This is a genomic window from Vibrio rotiferianus CAIM 577 = LMG 21460 (assembly GCF_002741985.1).
Lineage (GTDB): Bacteria > Pseudomonadota > Gammaproteobacteria > Enterobacterales > Vibrionaceae > Vibrio > Vibrio rotiferianus.
Window position 1 is genome coordinate 26,337 of record NZ_APHW01000103.1, and the last position, 16,976, is coordinate 43,312.

The window sequence follows — 16,976 nt, forward strand, 5'->3', positions numbered from 1 at the left end:
AACATTTTCTAAATCAGTTACTTGTAGATAAAAGTGAAAAACACAACATAAAAACAACAAGTTAAAAGTGGATCTTTTCTTGATATGAGTCAAAAATGGTAGGAGAGAAAATATATAACTGGGATTAATTAAAATTGATCAAAAATAAATCAGAGCGGATTAGATAAGGAATTATAGACACAAAAAAAGGCAGCTCATGAGCCACCTTTTTTGTAAGTCAGCAAATTAAATTATGCTTTCTTAACATCTTTAGCTGGGTAAGTCAGAGTTGCTTCACCAGCTTGAACGCGTACGTAGAAACCGCCGCTGCTCAGACCTGTAACAACCATTTCACCTAGATCGATACCTTTAGTAGCTACTACTACGTCACCGATTGAAAACATATTTAATACCTTGTTTATGTAGATTATGACCTTAAGTCGTTGGCGGTATTTAATCTGAAATTACCCCCTTAACCTAATCAGGTTTTTTGTCGTTATGATTAACTTTTATTATCGCTCTAAGCCTTGTTTTTATTGGTTTTATCAGAGCTTGATGGAGATCGCTTTTACGCATTGCGACTTACATAAGTAAAGGGGAGATTTCCCCCTAATGAGCTAAGATGGAGGAGTCATAATTGCCTTTGATTATGCTTTTGCTCTCTGGAGATAAACGATGAAAAATGGTCTTACTATTCGTGCATTAGAACGTTCAGATCTGCGCTTTATTCACGATCTTAATAACAACCGTAATATCATGACGTATTGGTTTGAAGAGCCATACGAATCGCATGATGAATTGGAAGAGTTGTACCAAAAGCATATTCATGATGACGCTGAGCGTCGCTTTGTAGTGGAAGATGAACACGGCGTATTAATTGGTTTGGTAGAGTTAATCGAGATTAACTACATTCACCGCAGTGCGGAATTCCAAATTATAATCGCACCAGATCATCAGGGACGAGGATATGCCGAAGAAGTAATCCATCGTGCTTTAGACTATTCATTCTCCATTCTCAATCTTCATAAAATCTATTTGCTGGTCGCGTTGGACAATGAGAAAGCGATTCACCTATACCAGAAATGTGGCTTTATTGAGGAAGGGCATTTAGTACAAGAGTTCTTTATCAACGGAAGCTACCGCGATGTAAAACGCATGTATATCCTGCAAGAGCAGTATCGAGCCACACTGGTAAGCAACGAATGAAAAAACGCAGCCTACAGGCTGCGTTTTTATTTCAGTTCAAGCCTAACTTATAGCTTTTCGACACCCATGTTGAATAGCGTAAAGCTGTAAACATCCGCTGTTTTTTCGATAATTTTGCTAGTTGGCGTACCAGCACCATGCCCTGCATTGGTTTCAATGCGAATCAAGGTTGGATTGGTGCCTGCTTGTTTAGACTGTAGCTGCGCCGCAAACTTGTACGAGTGCGCAGGGACCACACGGTCATCGTGGTCACCCGTTGTTACCATAGTTGCGGGGTACTTAACACCGGCTTTGACGTTGTGTACTGGCGAGTAACCGTTGAGGTAATCGAACATCTCTTTACTTTGCTCTGCTGTGCCGTAGTCATAAGCCCAGCCCGCCCCTGCCGTGAAGGTATGGTAGCGAAGCATATCCAATACACCAACTGCTGGCAGTGCCACTTTGAACAGTTCTGGACGCTGCGTCATTACCGCACCGACGAGTAAGCCACCATTAGAGCCACCGTTAATCGCGAGCTTATCTGACGAGGTGTAGTTTTTATCGATAAGGAACTCTGCACCGGCAATAAAGTCATCAAACGAGTTTTGCTTCTCTAACTTTGTACCTGCATTGTGCCACTCTTTACCATATTCACCTCCACCACGAATGTTCGCAACAGCATAGATACCGCCCATTTCTAACCATGCAGCTCGGCTTGGACTAAAGTAAGGCTTTAGACTGATGTTAAAACCACCGTAACCATACAAGATTGTTGGTGCGCTGCCGTCCATCGACGTGCCTTTCTTGTAAGTGATGATCATCGGAATCTTAGTTCCGTCTTTCGATTTATAAAACACTTGACGAGATTCAAATTGAGCAGAGTCGAATGGCGCGTTCGATTTGTGGTAAACCTCGCTGTCACCCTCTTTGATATCTAATCGATAGGTCGTGCTTGGTGTCTTGTAATTGGTGAAAGAGTAGTAGACTTCAGCGTCTTCTTTCTTACCCCAAAAGCCGTAAGCACTGCCGATGTCTGGTAACTTGATTTCACGAATGAACTTACCGTCCATGTCGTATTGTTTGACCATCGAAAGGGCATCAACAATGTAGCTTGCGAATAGGTAACCGCCCGCGGTTGATGGGCTAAGCACGTTGTCAGTTTCAGGAATTAAATCTTTCCAATTCTTCGGCTCAGGGTTGCTCGCATCCACCGTCACCACGCGTTTGTTTGGTGCATCTAAGTTGGTGACCAAATACAGCTTGGTGCCTTTGCTATCAATCACCCAAGTATCAGAATTGGTGTCATCCAAAATGGTTTGCAGCGGACTATCTGGCTTGGTCAAATCTTTGAAGAACAGCTTATTGCCAGACGTTGAAGTGCTTGCCGAAATAAACAGGTAACGTTGGTCGTCGGAAGTGTAACCACGAACGTATCGGTGTTTCTCAGCCTCTGTGCCACCGAAGATAAGCTTGTCTTCACTCTGCTTAGTGCCTAGCTCGTGGTAGTAAAGCTTGTGTTGGTCGGTTTTTGCCGAAAGCTCGCTGCCTTCTGGCTTGTCGTAACTTGAGTAGTAGAAACCTTTGTTGCCTAACCAGTTTACGCCGCTGAACTTAATATCCACTAGCGTCTCACCGACAGGCTTTTTGGATTCTGCATCAAGCACAATCACTTTGCGCCAATCGCTACCGCCTTCTGAAATGCTGTAAGCGACTAAAGAACCATCTTTAGTAAAGCTCACATTCGCCAGCGAGGTCGTACCATCTTCGCTAAAGGTATTCGGGTCGAGGAAGACTTCAGGCTTGCCACCGTCAAGTTGGCGATAAAGCACATCTTGATTTTGCAAACCGTCGTTCTTGTAGAAATAGGTGTATTTACCTTCTTTGAATGGTCGCCCTAACTTCTCGTAATCCATCAACTGAGTTAAGCGTTCTTCGATCTGGTGACGATAAGGAATTTGCGCCAAGTAATCGAACGTGACTTGGTTCTGCGCTTTTACCCAATCTGCGGTTTCTTTACTGCGGTCGTCTTCTAACCAACGGTATGGGTCACTGACTTTGGTACCAAAATACTCATCCACCACATCGACTTTCTTTGTCGTTGGGTACTTCACCGCCATTTTGTGTACGTGTTCAACCAATTCCTTTGTTGAGTCTTCGGCATAAGCTCCCGGTAATACGCCCGTCATCGCAAACGCGGTCACCAGTGCTAAGGTTTTCTTTTTCATAGACTTCCTTTTCTGTTTTTGTTTTGTGTAATGCATCAAGCATCTTACCCATATCGAAGTAAGGATTCTAATTGCTTTGAGAAAATTGCTTGGTGAAGGTGTTAAAGTCACCAAAGCCAAACTAACTGCTTAGCTTCGGTGATTCCCCTCAATGTGGAGTTATAGACAAGAGCTTGTTAGCTCAGTTCAATGCTTCGAGACACACCCGATTCCGCGGCAAAATCTTGGTCGTGACTGATAAGAATAAAGCCGCCTCGATACGCGCTTAGTGCCTGAGCAAGCATGATTTTCGAATCCAAATCGAGGTGATTATCTGGCTCATCCAAGAGCAGCAAAGGCTGCGTTGGTTGATGACTGACGATCAGCATCGCGAGCTTCATTTTCTCGCCGCCACTCAATACGCTGCCCAAACGAAATACACTGTCTCGGCGAAAGCCAATGCCTGCTAGTAATGTTCTTGCATCGCTCTCTTTCATCCCCTCACAATGTTGCATCAGGTTTTCCAACATGGAGAGTTCAGGCTCTATCGCACCAAAGTGCTGGTCGAGATAATAAAGCGGCGTATTGATTTGTAGCTCACCACTTTGCAATGAGAACTCGCCCAAGAGTGTTTTCAGTAAGGTCGATTTACCGCATCCGTTTTTGCCCAACAAATGCAATTTATCATCCGCATGAACTTGCGCAGTGATGGGTTGAGCCGACCCAAATGGCAACACGCCTTCTAAAAGCGACACGACTTTTCGTGAGCGACTTTGACTATCTGCCAAATACAGTTTTTGCCCTTTGATTTGCTCTTTGCGCACTCGCAAGCTTTGCTCTTTCTCTTGCAGATGCGCTTGGCGAAGTTGCTCGTTTTTATTGCGACTGGCGGCTCGGGCTGTCGCTTTGTCTTTCATACCATCCAGTAAGATTTTCGGCTGGCTGCCATCCTTTCTCAGCTTGTTACCTTGAGCCGCTCTTTGTTCTGCTTTCTCTCGATTGCGCTGAGCTTGCTCTTCCAATTGCTTTTTTTGTTTATCGACAGCAGCTAATTGGCGTTCCACCGCTTGTAGTTCGGTGCGCTTTTGCTCAGCATACACGTCGTAATTACCGCCAAACACTTGCAAGCCTAGTCCGGACAGTTCCCAGATTTCCTCCATCTCGCGCAGTAACTCTCTGTCATGACTGATGAGCAGAATCGCGCCTGAAAAATTGCGCATCGAATGAATCAACCACTGCTTGGCATGTGTATCAAGATGGTTTGACGGTTCATCAAGGATCAGCAATTCCACTTCACTTTCGAACAGCTGCCACAGTTGCAAACGCGCTAACTGCCCGCCACTCAATTGCGAGCAAGGAAAGTCTGGCTGTGGCGGTAAACCCATGGTTTCTAACTGCTTGGCAAGTTGGAACGGCAAATCCCATTGTTCACCCACCACCTCAAACAATTGCTCAGAGCAATCGCCCATTTCGATCTGCTTGAGCGCACTTAGCACGTTGTCCTTTGCTAAAAACTGGGCAATCGACAGCCCTCCCTCCAACAAGTGAGATGGTTGCTGGCGATACACTGCAAAGGACCTTGGTAAAGTTACTGTACCGCTGGTTGGGGTTTGCTCACCGCTGAGTATCGATGCAAACACCGATTTTCCGACACCGTTGCGTCCAACTAACCCAACACGACGTTTGATCATTGAACATGAGATTTGCTGAAACAGCGTTTCGCCATTACCAAATTGGTGACTGATATTGTAAGCCTGTAAAACTGGCATAATTTGCCTCCTGTATGACAGGGACAACAGCCGTAGCTTGAGATAAATCTAGAGATGAGATCGATGCAAATACACGCGCCCATAGAAGCGCTTCAAATAGAAAAATGGTAACCGCAAAGAAATATCGGAAAGTGAGCTACGCCTACTAACCCTGTAAATCCAAAAAATAAAATGAGAGTTGGATGACAGGTTTAGTTGTTCATGTTGGCGTAATCTCCTAAAGAAGTGATAGGCAAAGTCTAAAGGCTTTCTTGTATAAAAAGCAAGCGACTTCTGTCACAACCTAAAGTTGGAGATATCAGTTTAAGCATATCGAGGTTACTCAGGTATAAGTGAACCAAACTCCGCTACTGACCGTAACAGCCAAAGAGTGACAACACTAATGGGACATGGCTATGAATCTTCTGATTGAATCGGTCGAGGGTGGTATTTACCTCGCATACAACGTAGAAAACCAAACAAGATCATTAATCTTAAATGAGCAAAAAAGTCCGCTAACGTTTGCAAGCCTTTGTGAAGCAAGGGAACATTTTCGTGGTGAAGGCTATTCTTCAGCGAAGTTGGTTCACCTCAACGCAACAGACGAAATGTGCGGCGAGAGAATACGCTGCGACGTGCCATTGGAAATTGAATTGAGCTGGTACTAGAGCCAGCTTAGCTATCCCTCCGTTTAACCTGCTGCTCTCCCTTTCCTCTTCATGATAATTTGCCAAAACTTTGAGCGATTTCGGGATCTTATCAACACATTTTTTGCCAAAGGCATACTATGCTAAAGATAACGTATTCCACATAAGGGCGTGGTTATGAAATACAAACATATCCTAGTAGCACTAGAACTATCTGACGAGAGCACTGTGTTGATTGACCGAGCGGTATCGATGGCGAGTTATCTCGGTTCAGAGATTTCATTTATTCATATCGATGGGACTCATGGTGAGATCTATCGTGAACTTGTCGACATCGTTGCTGAGCCAGATCAGAGACCTCTAAACGAGCACTCTATGGAATGCCTAAGAACGTTTAGCGATTATATGGACCATCCTTTAAAACATTTCTTTGTCGGTACCGGTGACCTCGGTGATAAATTGGAAGTGACAATCAAAGAGCAAGAAGTAGACCTACTTATCTGCGGCCATCACCAAGACTTCTGGAGTAAAATTATTTCCTACTCTAGACACCTAATAAATAAATCACCTGTCGATATTCTTGTGGTTCCTATTAGTGACTAGCATAAGCAAGCAAATCATAACCGCCTAATAACAGGCGGTTTTTTATTTCCAAAGTTTTTCGATAAATAAAATTAATCCAGTCGACAACAATATCTATTTGTCTCGACATGTCTCGACTCCTACTATTCCACCCCATATTAACGCCACTAATGCTGTGAAGTAGGTAATGCCCGATGGCAAAGAAGGAATCAAAAGTTAAGATTGGATGGCGCTTCCACAGAAAGCACATTGAAGCACTAGAACAATTGTCAAAAAAGGACGATGTTCCTATGGCCAGGCATGTGGATAAAGCTTTAGAGCAATACCTTATGTCACAGGGGGTGCTTCACTCAGCAAACGGCGATTAATCGTCAAAAAAAAGGAACTTTGAAAACTCTAGGGAATTAGTCCAACTATTAACATAGAGAATCAAATGAAAACCCTAACCTTTTTTCTCTTCATCGCACTGAGCATCAGCAATATTGCAGAAGCAAAACAACTTCCGAATCTAAAGTGTATTCAAAAGACAGGCGCATATGTTCTATTCGACTCCACAAAAGAAACTGATGACGAATTTGCGATACACACCTTCACGAAAAGCAACGCAGAACAAACCCCTATCTACATCATCGATGGTGAAGGGTTTCGGGTTCTCAGAAATACCAATGAAAACATCAAAAATGAATTTATCTTAAGTGATGGAATGGAATTTAACTATCATTCCGGAGATTCCTACGTATCAAGAAAGAACGAGCGTACACTATTTTCGTGGATGTTTTTTGAAGACTATTCACGCGCAATACGCACGACATTTGCAATAAACTCCGATAGCACATCAGGAACAACATTAGATACCTACTACTGTGAACCAACCAACATGACTTATTGGAGTTTGAAAGAGCGCTACCCTATAGCTCAGTAAGCATCGCCAGAATACCGTGCCACAACAAGAGTGGGCTAAGTGAAGCTCACTCAAAAACATACTTAGTTTGAAAAGGATAAAGGCGTCATCAAGTCAGCTGCAGTTAACATAGATTAACCACTCCATCAAACAATATCCGTTATTGGCTTAAACAATTTATTTTGTTTGTCGCATCCCAAAGCAGCCCATATTATCCGCAACACAAGGGATAACCTTCCTTACGCTCTTTAACAATCAAATGCCGCACTTCCTAATTTGGCCACTGTTCTCCTGCTGTAAAAATTTCCTTTTGATTCCCATTTTCTAATTTTTACAACCACTGAGCAGAGCATTTAACGCTGTGTTCAACATTACAGTCTATTCATGTAGGAAATCATCGTGGATAAATATCAAGCTGCATACGCTAAGCGTCTAGAGAAACTGAAGAGCAATCGTTCACCAAAAACTATTGCACGTATTTCGGCGTGGGATGCATTTTTTAACAAAGAATACGAGATGCAAGATCTAGAGTCTCAAATGGCAGACTCTGCTCGCAAGCACTACGAGCAATCTGACGTTAAAAATGAAATCAGCTTTGGTTCATTCAAACGCGCATTCTATAAAGAGTCTATCGTAATTTATGACTTGACCGATGGCGCTTCAATTCAAAAAGTATTCACACCGCTACTTGTTTTAACAACAGCATGGGTGCTGTTTGTTTACTTTAGTCAGTAATTGAATAACCCGATTTAATAGAAACGATTGGTAGAGAGTTTAAGGATGAAAGGAAGAAACATTGCGGCATTTGCCATTGTGGTGGCAGCACTTGCGTTTGGTTATGGCTTTAAATCCTACCAAGAAGCAAATGGTGTCATTTACCCAACCTTTGAGAAGGAGTTTAATCTCTAATGTCTAAGATTACCCTTCTGCTACTCGCAACGACCGTTGGTATCGGCATTACTGGCTCTGCATTCTGTGTTGGCGTCACGTACGCATTTACACAGCTGCCAATCGAACAAATTCTATCGAGCTTATAAAAAAGTAGAGCATTTCGGTGCTCTACTTTTTGCTATTCGAGGCTCAGTATCTGAGTGTAGAAACGAAAAGCGCAATCAAAATTCTTTGTTCATCTTCTGTAAGCAAGCAAACAAAATCGCCTGATGCTCAGGGTCGATATTGCGCGTTAAGTCTTGAACCAAATCTAAATGCAGTTGATTGTGATGATGATGAATCTCTTCACCGGCAGGAGTGAGCTTCACTACAATTGCGCGACGGTCTTCTGGATGAGGACAACGCTCTATTAGCTCTGCTTTCACCAGTTTCTCAATTTGAACCGTTAGTGTACCAGTTGTAATACCGAGCTTTTCCGCCAGCTCCTTCATACGCAACGCACCATGCCCACCTAACACTTCAATCGTGTGGATTTGAGCCAGTGAATAACCGGTGCCTTTTACTACAGATTGCTCCCAAGAAGACATTTTGTCATAGAACTCGGTAAGCGTTTGATTCAGCTTTTCTAATTCGCGCATCACTCAGTCGTTTGAACTTCCAAAGTTAGGTGGTGAATCTTATCAAATTTACTCAATAATTGCTTAAATTCATCCAGCGTTTTGTCGCTGTGATTTTTAAGCGCAATTGCCGCAGAGTAATGGTGACCACTCACCTTCCAGATGTGTAAATCAACAATCTCAGCATAAGGTGCAAGCGTCTCTGTAATCTCATCTTGGTAAGACTTGTTGATGCTCTCATCCAACAAGACTGGTGCGGTTTGTTTCATTAAACCCAAGGTCCATTTACCAATCACAACAGCACCAACAATACCCATCATGGCATCCAACCAAACCCAACCGTAAAACTTACCGACAATCAACGCGACAATCGCCAACAAAGACGTCAACGTATCCGCCAGCACGTGGAAGTACGCTGCAGTTAAGTTGTGGTCGTGATTATGTTCGTGCTCATGATCGTGAGAATGGTGATCATGACGCTCATGCCCATGATGATGGTGATCTTGTAGAAGCAGCATGCTTGCAAAGTTCACCACTAAACCAATCACCGCCACCATAATGGCTTCATTAAACTGAATGTTTTCTGGGTTGAAGAGACGATGAATCGACTCGACCATCATCATCAATGCCACAATCCCCAACGCAATCGCACTGGTAAAGCCTCCTAGCACACTGACCTTACCCGTACCAAATGAGAAGCGGTCATTGTTCGCATTTTGTTTCGCGTAGCGGTAAGCAAAAAGAGTAATACAAAATGCCGCTGCGTGTGTCCCCATATGCCAACCATCAGCGAGCAATGCCATTGAACCAAACATAGTCCCTGCAGCAATCTCCACCACCATTGTGGTCACGGTTAGGATCAATACATAGAGCGTACGTTTTTCACCCTTTTGGTTATGAGAAACGAAATCATGTGAATGTTGCGATACAGCCATTGAGACACTTACCTTCTGATTTTAGTTTGATTATCAAATTATTTGATTTCAACTTAGTTTGATAATCAAACAATGTCAACACAGAAAGACAACATCACCAAAAGATCATGATCGCGGTGTTAAGGAAGAATAAGAATAGGGAAACAAACGAAGAGGGAGATGAAAAAAGAAACACGGGCATTAATGAGAACAATGCCCGCTGTTATTAGTCTAGTCTTAAACCAATTCACAAGAGAGAAGCTTTGCTTCAAATTGCTCATCAATGCTGTCTGCAATCAGTTCAATTCGGCTTTCAGCACAGTCATCCAACTCCACTTCCTGTAGCCTATCCGGCGTTAGGTTGTAGCCATAAATGCCATCGTCAGTAATAAACACCGCTTTCATGCGCTCCACTTCCAGCTCGACCAGAAGAGGGATCAACTTCCGGCGATCGAACACTTTCTCTGGTGAAAAACGCCAACCGACACTCTGGAAACCTTCGCCTGAATTGGTCGCTTTGAGCATGCCACTCTCTGGCATTGGCATATCTGAAGCCAACGTCTTGTCACTTGCGTGATGATGATGGTGGTGTGGTGGATGTTCATGAATTGTGGTCTCACCTTCAAATTCAGCAAACGGAATCACACCATGCTGAGCAAAAATCACCTTTGTATTCGGGCGCCCAACTTCCGCCACGTAAGCTTCTAACTTCTGGAGATCACCTTCTTGATACAGATCGAGCTTGTTACCCACCACCGTATCGGCAATGGCGATTTGCTGATTGAATGTATCGTGCTCGGTGTAACGAAGATCTGCCAGCTTACGAGCATCAACTAAGGTGATGTTCTTTTGAAGCGAAAGCACTTGGCGATAATGATCAGTAGATAAAACCTGTAACACCTCTTTTGGATGCCCAAGACCAGTTGGCTCAATCAGCAGACGGTCTGGCTTCGCTTCATTAAGCAGTTGGTTTAAGGCGATTTGCATTGGCAACCCCGCCGCGCAACACATACAGCCGCCGGGTACTTCACGAATAAACACTTGCTGCTCTTCGCTTTGTTGCCCCCGAACTAAGCTGCCATCAACGCCGATTTCACCAAACTCATTCACTAATACTGCCCAGCGCTCGTCCTCTGGCTTGTTCGCCATCAAATTCAAAATCGCAGAGGTCTTTCCCACCCCCAGAAACCCCGTAATGATGTTAGTAGGAACACCAAGTATGGGTTGGTTCTCAGAGCTCATTGGCAATTCTCCTGTAGCCTTGCACCAGTTCGTGGTTTGCTGAAACCACAGACTCTGAAAACGCCGAGTACTCCGGTGGCACTTTCGAGATGCTGTTCAAATCAAAATCGGCACCAATATTCGTCATTGGCGGAACATGGAAGTTCTCTGGCAAGTCTAGTCCATCGACCACACAGTTATGGCGAATCACACAGCCCTTGCCAATCACAGCATTGAACACCACCGAGTTAAAACCGATGAACACGTCATCGCTAACTTCACACGGACCATGAATAATAGATCGATGTGCAATGGATGAGCGCTCACCAATGGTCACGGCAGCACCTGCTTTTGAGTGGATAACGACGCCATCTTGAATGTTGGTATCGCGCTTGATCACGATGGCTTCCATATCGCCTTGCTCGTTCACTTCATCGGCACGAATCACCGCGTAAGGACCAATAAAAACGTTATCTTCAATGATCACTTTGCCACAGATGATCGCCGTCGGATCGATGAACGCGGTTTCCGAAACTTCAGGCATGTGACCAGTAGGGTTTCTTCTTAACATATTGATTTCTCTTTATTCGGTGCCTCAAAGACACTCAAGCTACGACAACTATACTTCTACAAATAAAGCTCTAAGAAAGCGGATAAATGTAGCTTTCGAAAATAAACTGAGCTTTCAAATAATCTAAGTTTTTGAAAAACATGAGTCCTAGCGATCAAAGACCAATCGCACAGCATGTGCTGCCTGCTCATTGACTTGCTGGTCGGCATACACCAATCCACCATTGACCCAAGTCTTCTGAATTTGTGCCGAGAACTGATGGCCAGCAAATGGCGACCAACCACAGTGGTACAAGCTATTTTCATTGGTCACTAAGGTTGGCGTTTTTATATCCACCAGCACCAAATCAGCAAAGTAGCCTTCACGAATAAAACCACGATCCTGAACGCCATAACGAATCGCTGGGTTGTGAGCGGTTTTCTCTACCACTTGCTCCATCGTCATGTGTCCGCGGCTCACTTGATCGAACAACGTCAGTAGTGCGTGCTGCACCAAAGGTAAGCCAGCAGGTGCTTGCTCGTAAGGCACCTGCTTTTCTTCCCACGTATGAGGCGCGTGGTCGGTCGCTATAATGTCAATTTGGCCTGTACTCAACGCTTTTAGAATTGCTTCGCGGTCACTTGGGTATTTCACTGCTGGATTACATTTGATTTCGTTACCGCGCTCTGCATAATCTTCATTGCTAAACCACAGGTGATGAACGCAAGCTTCAGCGGTAATGTTTTTGTTCTCGATAGGGCCAGCTTGAAACAGTGCCAGCTCTTTTGCTGTTGTGATGTGCAGAACATGCAGCTGACTGTTGTGCTTCTTGGCCAGCTCTACCGCATAAGAGGAAGACGCATAACACGCTTCGTCATCACGCAGTACCGGATGATCTTCAATGGTGAATTCCGACTTCTCTTTAAGTAGTCGCTGTTTGTTTTGCGCAATCACAGGCCCGCTTTCACAGTGCGTTACGATAAGCACAGGTGAATCACGGAAAATTTCATCCAAGGCTTGAGGCGCTTCGACCAACAAATCCCCAGTCGACGCACCCATAAACACTTTCACGCCGCAGTGCTTCTTCGGATCAAGCTGTTTGATTTGTTCAAGATTGTCTTCGGTTGCGCCAAGGTAAAACGAGTAGTTGGCTAGCGAGTTCTGCTCAGCAATCGCGAATTTGCGCTCTAGCGCTTCAATGGTGGTCGTTGCCGGGCTGACGTTCGGCATTTCCATATAGCTTGTGATACCCCCAGCAACTGCTGCACGCGACTCCGTCGCAATCGATCCTTTGTGAGTCAACCCCGGCTCACGAAAGTGCACTTGGTCGTCAATCATACCGGGAATAAGGTAGCACCCTTTCGCATCAATCACCGTATCTTCCGGGTTCGCGGAGATATCTACGGCGATGGTTTCGATTCGTTGATCGACAATTCGTAAATCGGTCTCAGTGATACTCCCTTCATTGACGACAAGGGCGTTTTTAATCAGTGTTGCAGACATAGCGGTTCAGTATCTCCTTGCTGAATAGGCTAATGGTGGAAATGGATAAATAAGTCATGACGTTGTGGGAGTGAATGTGGCGGATAGCTCAGCGCTCAATACCGAGCACCTTTAGTTAGATTTGGCGCAGTCATCACAAACACAATTGATCTCTAATTGCGGGCTGACAACGGTGAAGCCTTCCTCTTTTGCATGGGATTGCAGACCGTGTATCAAGGTGGGGTCGATGGCTTGCTCGCTGATTTTGTTGCATTTGGAGCAGATAAGAAATTGAGGAACGCCGTGTTCGTGTTCGCAGAGAATATGGGAGCAGACGATGTATTTATTGGAGACTTTGAGCTTGTGAGCTAAATGCTCTGCTTCAAGAAAATCCAGAATTCGATACACCGACATCGCCTGAATATTCTGCTCAAAATGGGCTTTACAATAATCCACTAACTCATAAGCAGATAAAGCTTTATCGGCATGAACTAAAGCACGCAGCACCAATTTCCTTTTCGAGGTTAACTGCTTCCCTTGAGCTTTAAAGCTCATCTCTACATGCTTAATAATGGCGTCGACATCGCTCATTCTCACCTCACACAAGACACACGCTACCTTTTAATTATTTGAGTAATTGTTATGTTATAACATAAAAAACAAATTCATCAAGATGACGTCCAAACGAAGACAACTTGGGTATGCGCATTAGATCCGTTACTCTAATTAGTTCGTATCCTAAATCAGAATTATCAAAACGGATGGCAAGGATGAAACATATCGGCTCACGAGCGCTAATTGTAGAAGGCGGCGCAATGCGCGGGGTATTCTCCTGTGGCATACTCGACCACTTTATGGAACAAAACTTCTCCCCTTTTGACAGTTTTTGGGGCGTCTCGGCAGGCGCAAGCAACTTAGCTGCATATCTTGCAAAAATGCCGGGCAGAAACCTCAAGATCTACCTCGACTACAGCCTACGCAAAGAGTTTATCTCACCGACTCAATTGGTGCGCGGAGGCGATATGATGGACTTGGATTGGATGTGGCAGGTCACGCTCAAAGAACTTGGCATTGATAGAAAGGTACTTTCTGCTGATTCTCGACCGTTCTTTTTGGGAGTAACTCGTCAAGACAATGGACAACCAGAATACCTCACGCCTTCCGTAGAGATGCTGGCAGAAACCATGAAAGCCAGTAGCGCCTTACCAATTATGTACCGTAATGGTGTGCCATTAGATGGCGTCAGATACGTAGACGGCGGTGTGGCGGATGCGATCCCCGTTGCCGAAGCAATCAAACGGGGCGCAACCAAAATCATGGTGCTAAGGAGCCGACCTGCTAGCTATCGTAAATCCAAACCTAAGTTTGAAAAACTCACTTCACGTTTACTGAAAGATCATCCCGCGTTGATCGAGCCAATGCTCACGCGACATGTTCGTTATAACCAGAGCTTGGAATTGATAGAGAATCCACCAACTGGTGTTGAGATTATTCAAATCTGCCCGCCAGAAGGCTTTAAGTTAAAACGCTTGAGCCGCTCGCCAGAACCATTGCGCAAAGCCTATGAATTGGGGTTGGAATTTGGCAAGCATGCCATAACGCGTTGGGAACAAAGCTAAACACAAAAACAACTTTCAAAACGCAGCAGAACAAAAAAAGCCACACCATGTCGGTGTGGCTGATGCAAATTCGATGGCAGTGGATATCGTCTTTGCTTGCGTATGAGCCCAATTAACGGTCTCCAAATCAGTTAGCATGCTTCTCTTCTACTCATCCTTAAAGGGATACCTTCGGATTTTTAGTAGGTTTCAAACACGCCAGAATTATAGTCTTGAATCGCTTGTTTAATCTCGTCGATGCTGTTCATCACAAATGGACCGTAATGCACAACAGGTTCATTGATCGGTTCACCAATAAAGAGCAGTACACCGCTGGTTCCATCGGATTGTAGTTCGACCAATTCCGCTTGCGAAAGCAATGCCATCTCGCCTTGCGTGACGACATGTTCACCCACTTTGATGCTGCCTTTATAAACATAGGTCATCATATTGTGATGGTTAGGCGTCATAAGATTTAGCGATGCGCCTGAATGAGCACGCCAATCGCAACCGTAACTGGTACACCCGTTTTGCTTAGTGGGCCTTGAATAACCTCATCACCAATGTTCAACTCACCAGAAATAACGCGAACCAGACCATGAGTCTCTCCTCGGTGCTCGGTAATGGTTTCTGGTTGGAAGTCGTGATACTGAGCCGAAGACATCTTGTCTCGCGCTGGCTGATTAATCCAAATTTGGAAACCATGCAGCTCACCGTCTTCCATGATTGGCATTTCACTGTGAATCACACCGCGTCCTGCCGCCATCCATTGCGCGCCGCCGGAGCGCAACTCACCAACATTATCCATGTGGTCACGATGCTGGAAGTGCCCTGTCTGCATATAGGTGAGTGTTTCGATCCCACGGTGTGGATGTGGAGGGAAACCGCCAACATAGTCTGCTCGTTGGTCTGATTTCAGCTCATCCACCATCAAAAATGGCGAAAAGCTCGTGTTATTGAATCCGGCTACGCGACGAATTTTCACTCCATCACCATCCGCCGTGGCGTGCGATGGAATGATCTGACGAATCTCTCTCACTGTACTCATAATATTGCCTCCCTTATTGGTATGGATTCATTGTAGGAAGGGCGAAAACAAATCATGAGGGGATGAAGTTGTTCTACACCATCAGTTTTTTCGAACAAAAATTTGAAAAATAAAGGTAGCTATTTTTTAAACACCCTGTATAGTGGCGGCTGGCTCTAGAAAAGAGCTGTTAATGCTACATTTAGTTTAAGTTCCCTCTCAGTAACATCCTGAATCATTGATTCAGACTCCTGCGTAAAACTTCCTCTTGATTGCACATTCAATAGCTTAAAAAAGATCCACCACAATTCGTATATTATTGTTTAATTTCAGAGGTTTTTATGTCTGGTAAAGTAACTGGTTCAGTAAAATGGTTCAACGAAACTAAAGGTTTTGGTTTCCTAACTCAAGACAACGGCGGCCAAGATGTATTCGTACACTTCAACGCTATCGTTGCTGACGGTTTCAAAACTTTGACTGAAGGTCAGAAAGTAAGCTTCAATGTAGAAGACGGTAAAAAAGGTCCTCAAGCGACTGAAGTTACTCCTCTATAAGATAGCTTTTCTTGGTGCAGCATTTCCTTGCTGCACCAAACTCTCTCCCCCTTCAAAAATTCCTCAAACTTAACAGCCCGCAATTTAAATTTGCTCGGTTTTCTGCTGCCTAAAATAAATGGGGCGCGGATACGATATCCATCGTTGGATCGCTGTATCTATCGTTAGAACACCATAGCCATCGTTGGTATTTCACTTACTTAAAATTAGGAAAAATTATGTCTAAAAGAACAGGTCGTCAAAGACACTGGTATCAACTAATGAATAAAGAAAAGATCACTAAAAAACAGGAGAATAAATGATAGAGATTGAATTCCGTTTAAAACAACCCGACATCTCTTGGTGCGCAAAAATAAATCAACTGAACAGCGATATTTTAAGGCGTCACATATTACCGAAACTCCAATCCGCTTGTTATCTCATTGATTTTAAATATTGCGAAAAAACCTATTCTGGTGACATTCTGTGTGACTCAGGTTCAAAGCTAGGAAGTTTTATTATTAAATAAATCAATTTTAGTGCATTAATAATTAATGCGGATATTTAGGAAGAAACTCCCAAGGTAAAAACATGGCAAAGAAAACGAAAAAGCAGATTGAGCAAGAAAAGAAAGAGTCTGAACAAAACGCAGCTGCGATAAAACAACAAACGCGCCGCCGAATTGAAGACATCATGGAGCAAAGAGAATTTGATAGAATGTTCGAACTATAAACACATTCCCTTTCAGTCTCTCTTCTCTACTCTTCTCAATCTAAATATCGATGTGCAAGGTATCGCCACCCCTTCTCAGTTCACAATGAGCAATGCACAGTAGATTCGATATAACTCCCAATGTTTCTCGCGTGATGATATTCAGTTTTAGCCACTGAACTTCGA

General features: G+C 44.1%; 21 protein-coding genes and 1 pseudogene. 12 read left to right on the top strand and 10 right to left on the bottom strand.

Translation table 11 applies throughout. The features are described from left to right. Positions 1-230: 230 nt before the first annotated feature. On the bottom strand, positions 231-383 hold the full coding sequence (locus tag B853_RS18565; protein WP_005426336.1) for a hypothetical protein: 153 nt from the start codon (positions 381-383) through the stop codon (positions 231-233). A 271-nt stretch (positions 384-654) separates the two neighbouring features. Here B853_RS18565 and speG point away from each other — a divergent pair, with 271 nt between their 5' ends. Continuing rightward, positions 655-1,185 carry a spermidine N1-acetyltransferase gene (speG, locus tag B853_RS18570; protein WP_038882997.1) on the top strand — a complete coding sequence of 177 codons (531 nt, stop codon included), beginning with the start codon at positions 655-657 and terminating at the stop codon, positions 1,183-1,185. 47 nt (positions 1,186-1,232) lie between these two features. Here speG and B853_RS18575 read toward each other — a convergent pair whose 3' ends face one another. Beyond that, positions 1,233-3,389: a prolyl oligopeptidase family serine peptidase gene (locus B853_RS18575; RefSeq protein ID WP_038882998.1), complete on the bottom strand. Its 2,157-nt coding sequence runs from the start codon at positions 3,387-3,389 to the stop codon at positions 1,233-1,235. A 176-nt stretch (positions 3,390-3,565) separates the two neighbouring features. Then, positions 3,566-5,137, bottom strand: a complete 1,572-nt coding sequence (locus B853_RS18580) for an ABC-F family ATP-binding cassette domain-containing protein (protein ID WP_038882999.1) — start codon at positions 5,135-5,137, stop codon at positions 3,566-3,568. Positions 5,138-5,532: 395 nt separating this feature from the next. On the opposite strand from B853_RS18580, the gene B853_RS18585 reads away from it, so the two are divergent. From B853_RS18585 to B853_RS26720, 7 genes are all read left to right on the top strand, one after another. Then, positions 5,533-5,784: a DUF6482 family protein gene (locus tag B853_RS18585; protein WP_038883026.1), complete on the top strand. Its 252-nt coding sequence runs from the start codon at positions 5,533-5,535 to the stop codon at positions 5,782-5,784. Between the two features lie 156 nt (positions 5,785-5,940). Then, positions 5,941-6,366, top strand: a complete 426-nt coding sequence (locus tag B853_RS18590) for a universal stress protein (RefSeq protein WP_010452822.1) — start codon at positions 5,941-5,943, stop codon at positions 6,364-6,366. Between the two features lie 173 nt (positions 6,367-6,539). Beyond that, positions 6,540-6,713 carry a ribbon-helix-helix domain-containing protein gene (locus B853_RS18595; protein WP_110422313.1) on the top strand — a complete coding sequence of 58 codons (174 nt, stop codon included), beginning with the start codon at positions 6,540-6,542 and terminating at the stop codon, positions 6,711-6,713. A gap of 65 nt (positions 6,714-6,778) precedes the next feature. After that, positions 6,779-7,267: a hypothetical protein gene (locus B853_RS18600; RefSeq protein WP_038883000.1), complete on the top strand. Its 489-nt coding sequence runs from the start codon at positions 6,779-6,781 to the stop codon at positions 7,265-7,267. A 378-nt stretch (positions 7,268-7,645) separates the two neighbouring features. Then, positions 7,646-7,981: a hypothetical protein gene (locus tag B853_RS18605; protein WP_010452828.1), complete on the top strand. Its 336-nt coding sequence runs from the start codon at positions 7,646-7,648 to the stop codon at positions 7,979-7,981. Positions 7,982-8,026: 45 nt separating this feature from the next. Beyond that, positions 8,027-8,155: a hypothetical protein gene (locus B853_RS26715; protein WP_010452830.1), complete on the top strand. Its 129-nt coding sequence runs from the start codon at positions 8,027-8,029 to the stop codon at positions 8,153-8,155. Next, the gene (locus tag B853_RS26720; protein WP_038883001.1) at positions 8,155-8,283 is read left to right on the top strand and encodes a hypothetical protein; all 129 of its coding nucleotides are present in this window, start codon (positions 8,155-8,157) and stop codon (positions 8,281-8,283) included. The genes B853_RS26715 and B853_RS26720 overlap by 1 nt, the downstream gene beginning before the upstream one ends. Before the next feature lie 75 nt (positions 8,284-8,358). Here B853_RS26720 and B853_RS18610 read toward each other — a convergent pair whose 3' ends face one another. From B853_RS18610 to B853_RS18635, 6 genes are all read right to left on the bottom strand, one after another. Next, positions 8,359-8,775: a MarR family winged helix-turn-helix transcriptional regulator gene (locus B853_RS18610; RefSeq protein WP_010452835.1), complete on the bottom strand. Its 417-nt coding sequence runs from the start codon at positions 8,773-8,775 to the stop codon at positions 8,359-8,361. Further along, entirely contained in the window at positions 8,775-9,689 is a 915-nt protein-coding gene (gene dmeF / locus B853_RS18615; RefSeq protein WP_038883002.1) for a CDF family Co(II)/Ni(II) efflux transporter DmeF, read from the bottom strand. The genes B853_RS18610 and dmeF overlap by 1 nt, the downstream gene beginning before the upstream one ends. A 216-nt stretch (positions 9,690-9,905) precedes the next feature. Further along, on the bottom strand, positions 9,906-10,910 hold the full coding sequence (locus B853_RS18620) for a CobW family GTP-binding protein (protein WP_038883003.1): 1,005 nt from the start codon (positions 10,908-10,910) through the stop codon (positions 9,906-9,908). Continuing rightward, entirely contained in the window at positions 10,900-11,460 is a 561-nt protein-coding gene (locus B853_RS18625; RefSeq protein WP_005426373.1) for an LbetaH domain-containing protein, read from the bottom strand. Before B853_RS18625 ends, B853_RS18620 begins: the two co-directional genes overlap by 11 nt. A gap of 147 nt (positions 11,461-11,607) precedes the next feature. Next, positions 11,608-12,942, bottom strand: a complete 1,335-nt coding sequence (locus B853_RS18630) for a dihydroorotase (protein ID WP_038883005.1) — start codon at positions 12,940-12,942, stop codon at positions 11,608-11,610. Positions 12,943-13,053: 111 nt separating this feature from the next. Further along, the gene (locus B853_RS18635) at positions 13,054-13,512 is read right to left on the bottom strand and encodes a Fur family transcriptional regulator (protein ID WP_010452844.1); all 459 of its coding nucleotides are present in this window, start codon (positions 13,510-13,512) and stop codon (positions 13,054-13,056) included. Positions 13,513-13,691: 179 nt separating this feature from the next. Between B853_RS18635 and B853_RS18640 the strand changes: the two genes are divergently transcribed. Next, positions 13,692-14,540, top strand: coding sequence for a patatin-like phospholipase family protein (locus B853_RS18640; protein WP_038883006.1), 849 nt, complete (start codon positions 13,692-13,694; stop codon positions 14,538-14,540). 179 nt (positions 14,541-14,719) lie between these two features. Here the strand turns inward: B853_RS18640 and B853_RS18650 are convergent. Continuing rightward, positions 14,720-15,567 (bottom strand): annotated as a pseudogene (locus B853_RS18650) (pirin family protein). A 320-nt stretch (positions 15,568-15,887) separates the two neighbouring features. On the opposite strand from B853_RS18650, the gene cspE reads away from it, so the two are divergent. The 3 genes from cspE to B853_RS18665 all read left to right on the top strand — a co-directional run bounded on the left by cspE (position 15,888) and on the right by B853_RS18665 (position 16,811). Next, a complete protein-coding gene (gene cspE / locus B853_RS18655) occupies positions 15,888-16,100 on the top strand; it encodes a transcription antiterminator/RNA stability regulator CspE (protein ID WP_005426339.1) in 213 nt (70 codons plus the stop codon). Between the two features lie 298 nt (positions 16,101-16,398). Beyond that, a complete protein-coding gene (locus tag B853_RS26540; RefSeq protein WP_010452854.1) occupies positions 16,399-16,608 on the top strand; it encodes a hypothetical protein in 210 nt (69 codons plus the stop codon). A gap of 62 nt (positions 16,609-16,670) precedes the next feature. Continuing rightward, a complete protein-coding gene (locus tag B853_RS18665) occupies positions 16,671-16,811 on the top strand; it encodes a PA3496 family putative envelope integrity protein (protein WP_010452856.1) in 141 nt (46 codons plus the stop codon). Positions 16,812-16,976: the final 165 nt, after the last annotated feature.

Coding starts and splice junctions, on each gene's coding strand:
- B853_RS18565 (WP_005426336.1), bottom strand. CDS start 383: ATGTTTTCAATCGGTGACGTAGTAGTAGCTACTAAAGGTATCGATCTA.
- speG (WP_038882997.1), top strand. CDS start 655: ATGAAAAATGGTCTTACTATTCGTGCATTAGAACGTTCAGATCTGCGC.
- B853_RS18575 (WP_038882998.1), bottom strand. CDS start 3,389: ATGAAAAAGAAAACCTTAGCACTGGTGACCGCGTTTGCGATGACGGGC.
- B853_RS18580 (WP_038882999.1), bottom strand. CDS start 5,137: ATGCCAGTTTTACAGGCTTACAATATCAGTCACCAATTTGGTAATGGC.
- B853_RS18585 (WP_038883026.1), top strand. CDS start 5,533: ATGAATCTTCTGATTGAATCGGTCGAGGGTGGTATTTACCTCGCATAC.
- B853_RS18590 (WP_010452822.1), top strand. CDS start 5,941: ATGAAATACAAACATATCCTAGTAGCACTAGAACTATCTGACGAGAGC.
- B853_RS18595 (WP_110422313.1), top strand. CDS start 6,540: ATGGCAAAGAAGGAATCAAAAGTTAAGATTGGATGGCGCTTCCACAGA.
- B853_RS18600 (WP_038883000.1), top strand. CDS start 6,779: ATGAAAACCCTAACCTTTTTTCTCTTCATCGCACTGAGCATCAGCAAT.
- B853_RS26715 (WP_010452830.1), top strand. CDS start 8,027: ATGAAAGGAAGAAACATTGCGGCATTTGCCATTGTGGTGGCAGCACTT.
- B853_RS26720 (WP_038883001.1), top strand. CDS start 8,155: ATGTCTAAGATTACCCTTCTGCTACTCGCAACGACCGTTGGTATCGGC.
- B853_RS18610 (WP_010452835.1), bottom strand. CDS start 8,775: ATGCGCGAATTAGAAAAGCTGAATCAAACGCTTACCGAGTTCTATGAC.
- dmeF (WP_038883002.1), bottom strand. CDS start 9,689: ATGGCTGTATCGCAACATTCACATGATTTCGTTTCTCATAACCAAAAG.
- B853_RS18620 (WP_038883003.1), bottom strand. CDS start 10,910: ATGAGCTCTGAGAACCAACCCATACTTGGTGTTCCTACTAACATCATT.
- B853_RS18625 (WP_005426373.1), bottom strand. CDS start 11,460: ATGTTAAGAAGAAACCCTACTGGTCACATGCCTGAAGTTTCGGAAACC.
- B853_RS18630 (WP_038883005.1), bottom strand. CDS start 12,942: ATGTCTGCAACACTGATTAAAAACGCCCTTGTCGTCAATGAAGGGAGT.
- B853_RS18635 (WP_010452844.1), bottom strand. CDS start 13,512: ATGAGCGATGTCGACGCCATTATTAAGCATGTAGAGATGAGCTTTAAA.
- B853_RS18640 (WP_038883006.1), top strand. CDS start 13,692: ATGAAACATATCGGCTCACGAGCGCTAATTGTAGAAGGCGGCGCAATG.
- cspE (WP_005426339.1), top strand. CDS start 15,888: ATGTCTGGTAAAGTAACTGGTTCAGTAAAATGGTTCAACGAAACTAAA.
- B853_RS26540 (WP_010452854.1), top strand. CDS start 16,399: ATGATAGAGATTGAATTCCGTTTAAAACAACCCGACATCTCTTGGTGC.
- B853_RS18665 (WP_010452856.1), top strand. CDS start 16,671: ATGGCAAAGAAAACGAAAAAGCAGATTGAGCAAGAAAAGAAAGAGTCT.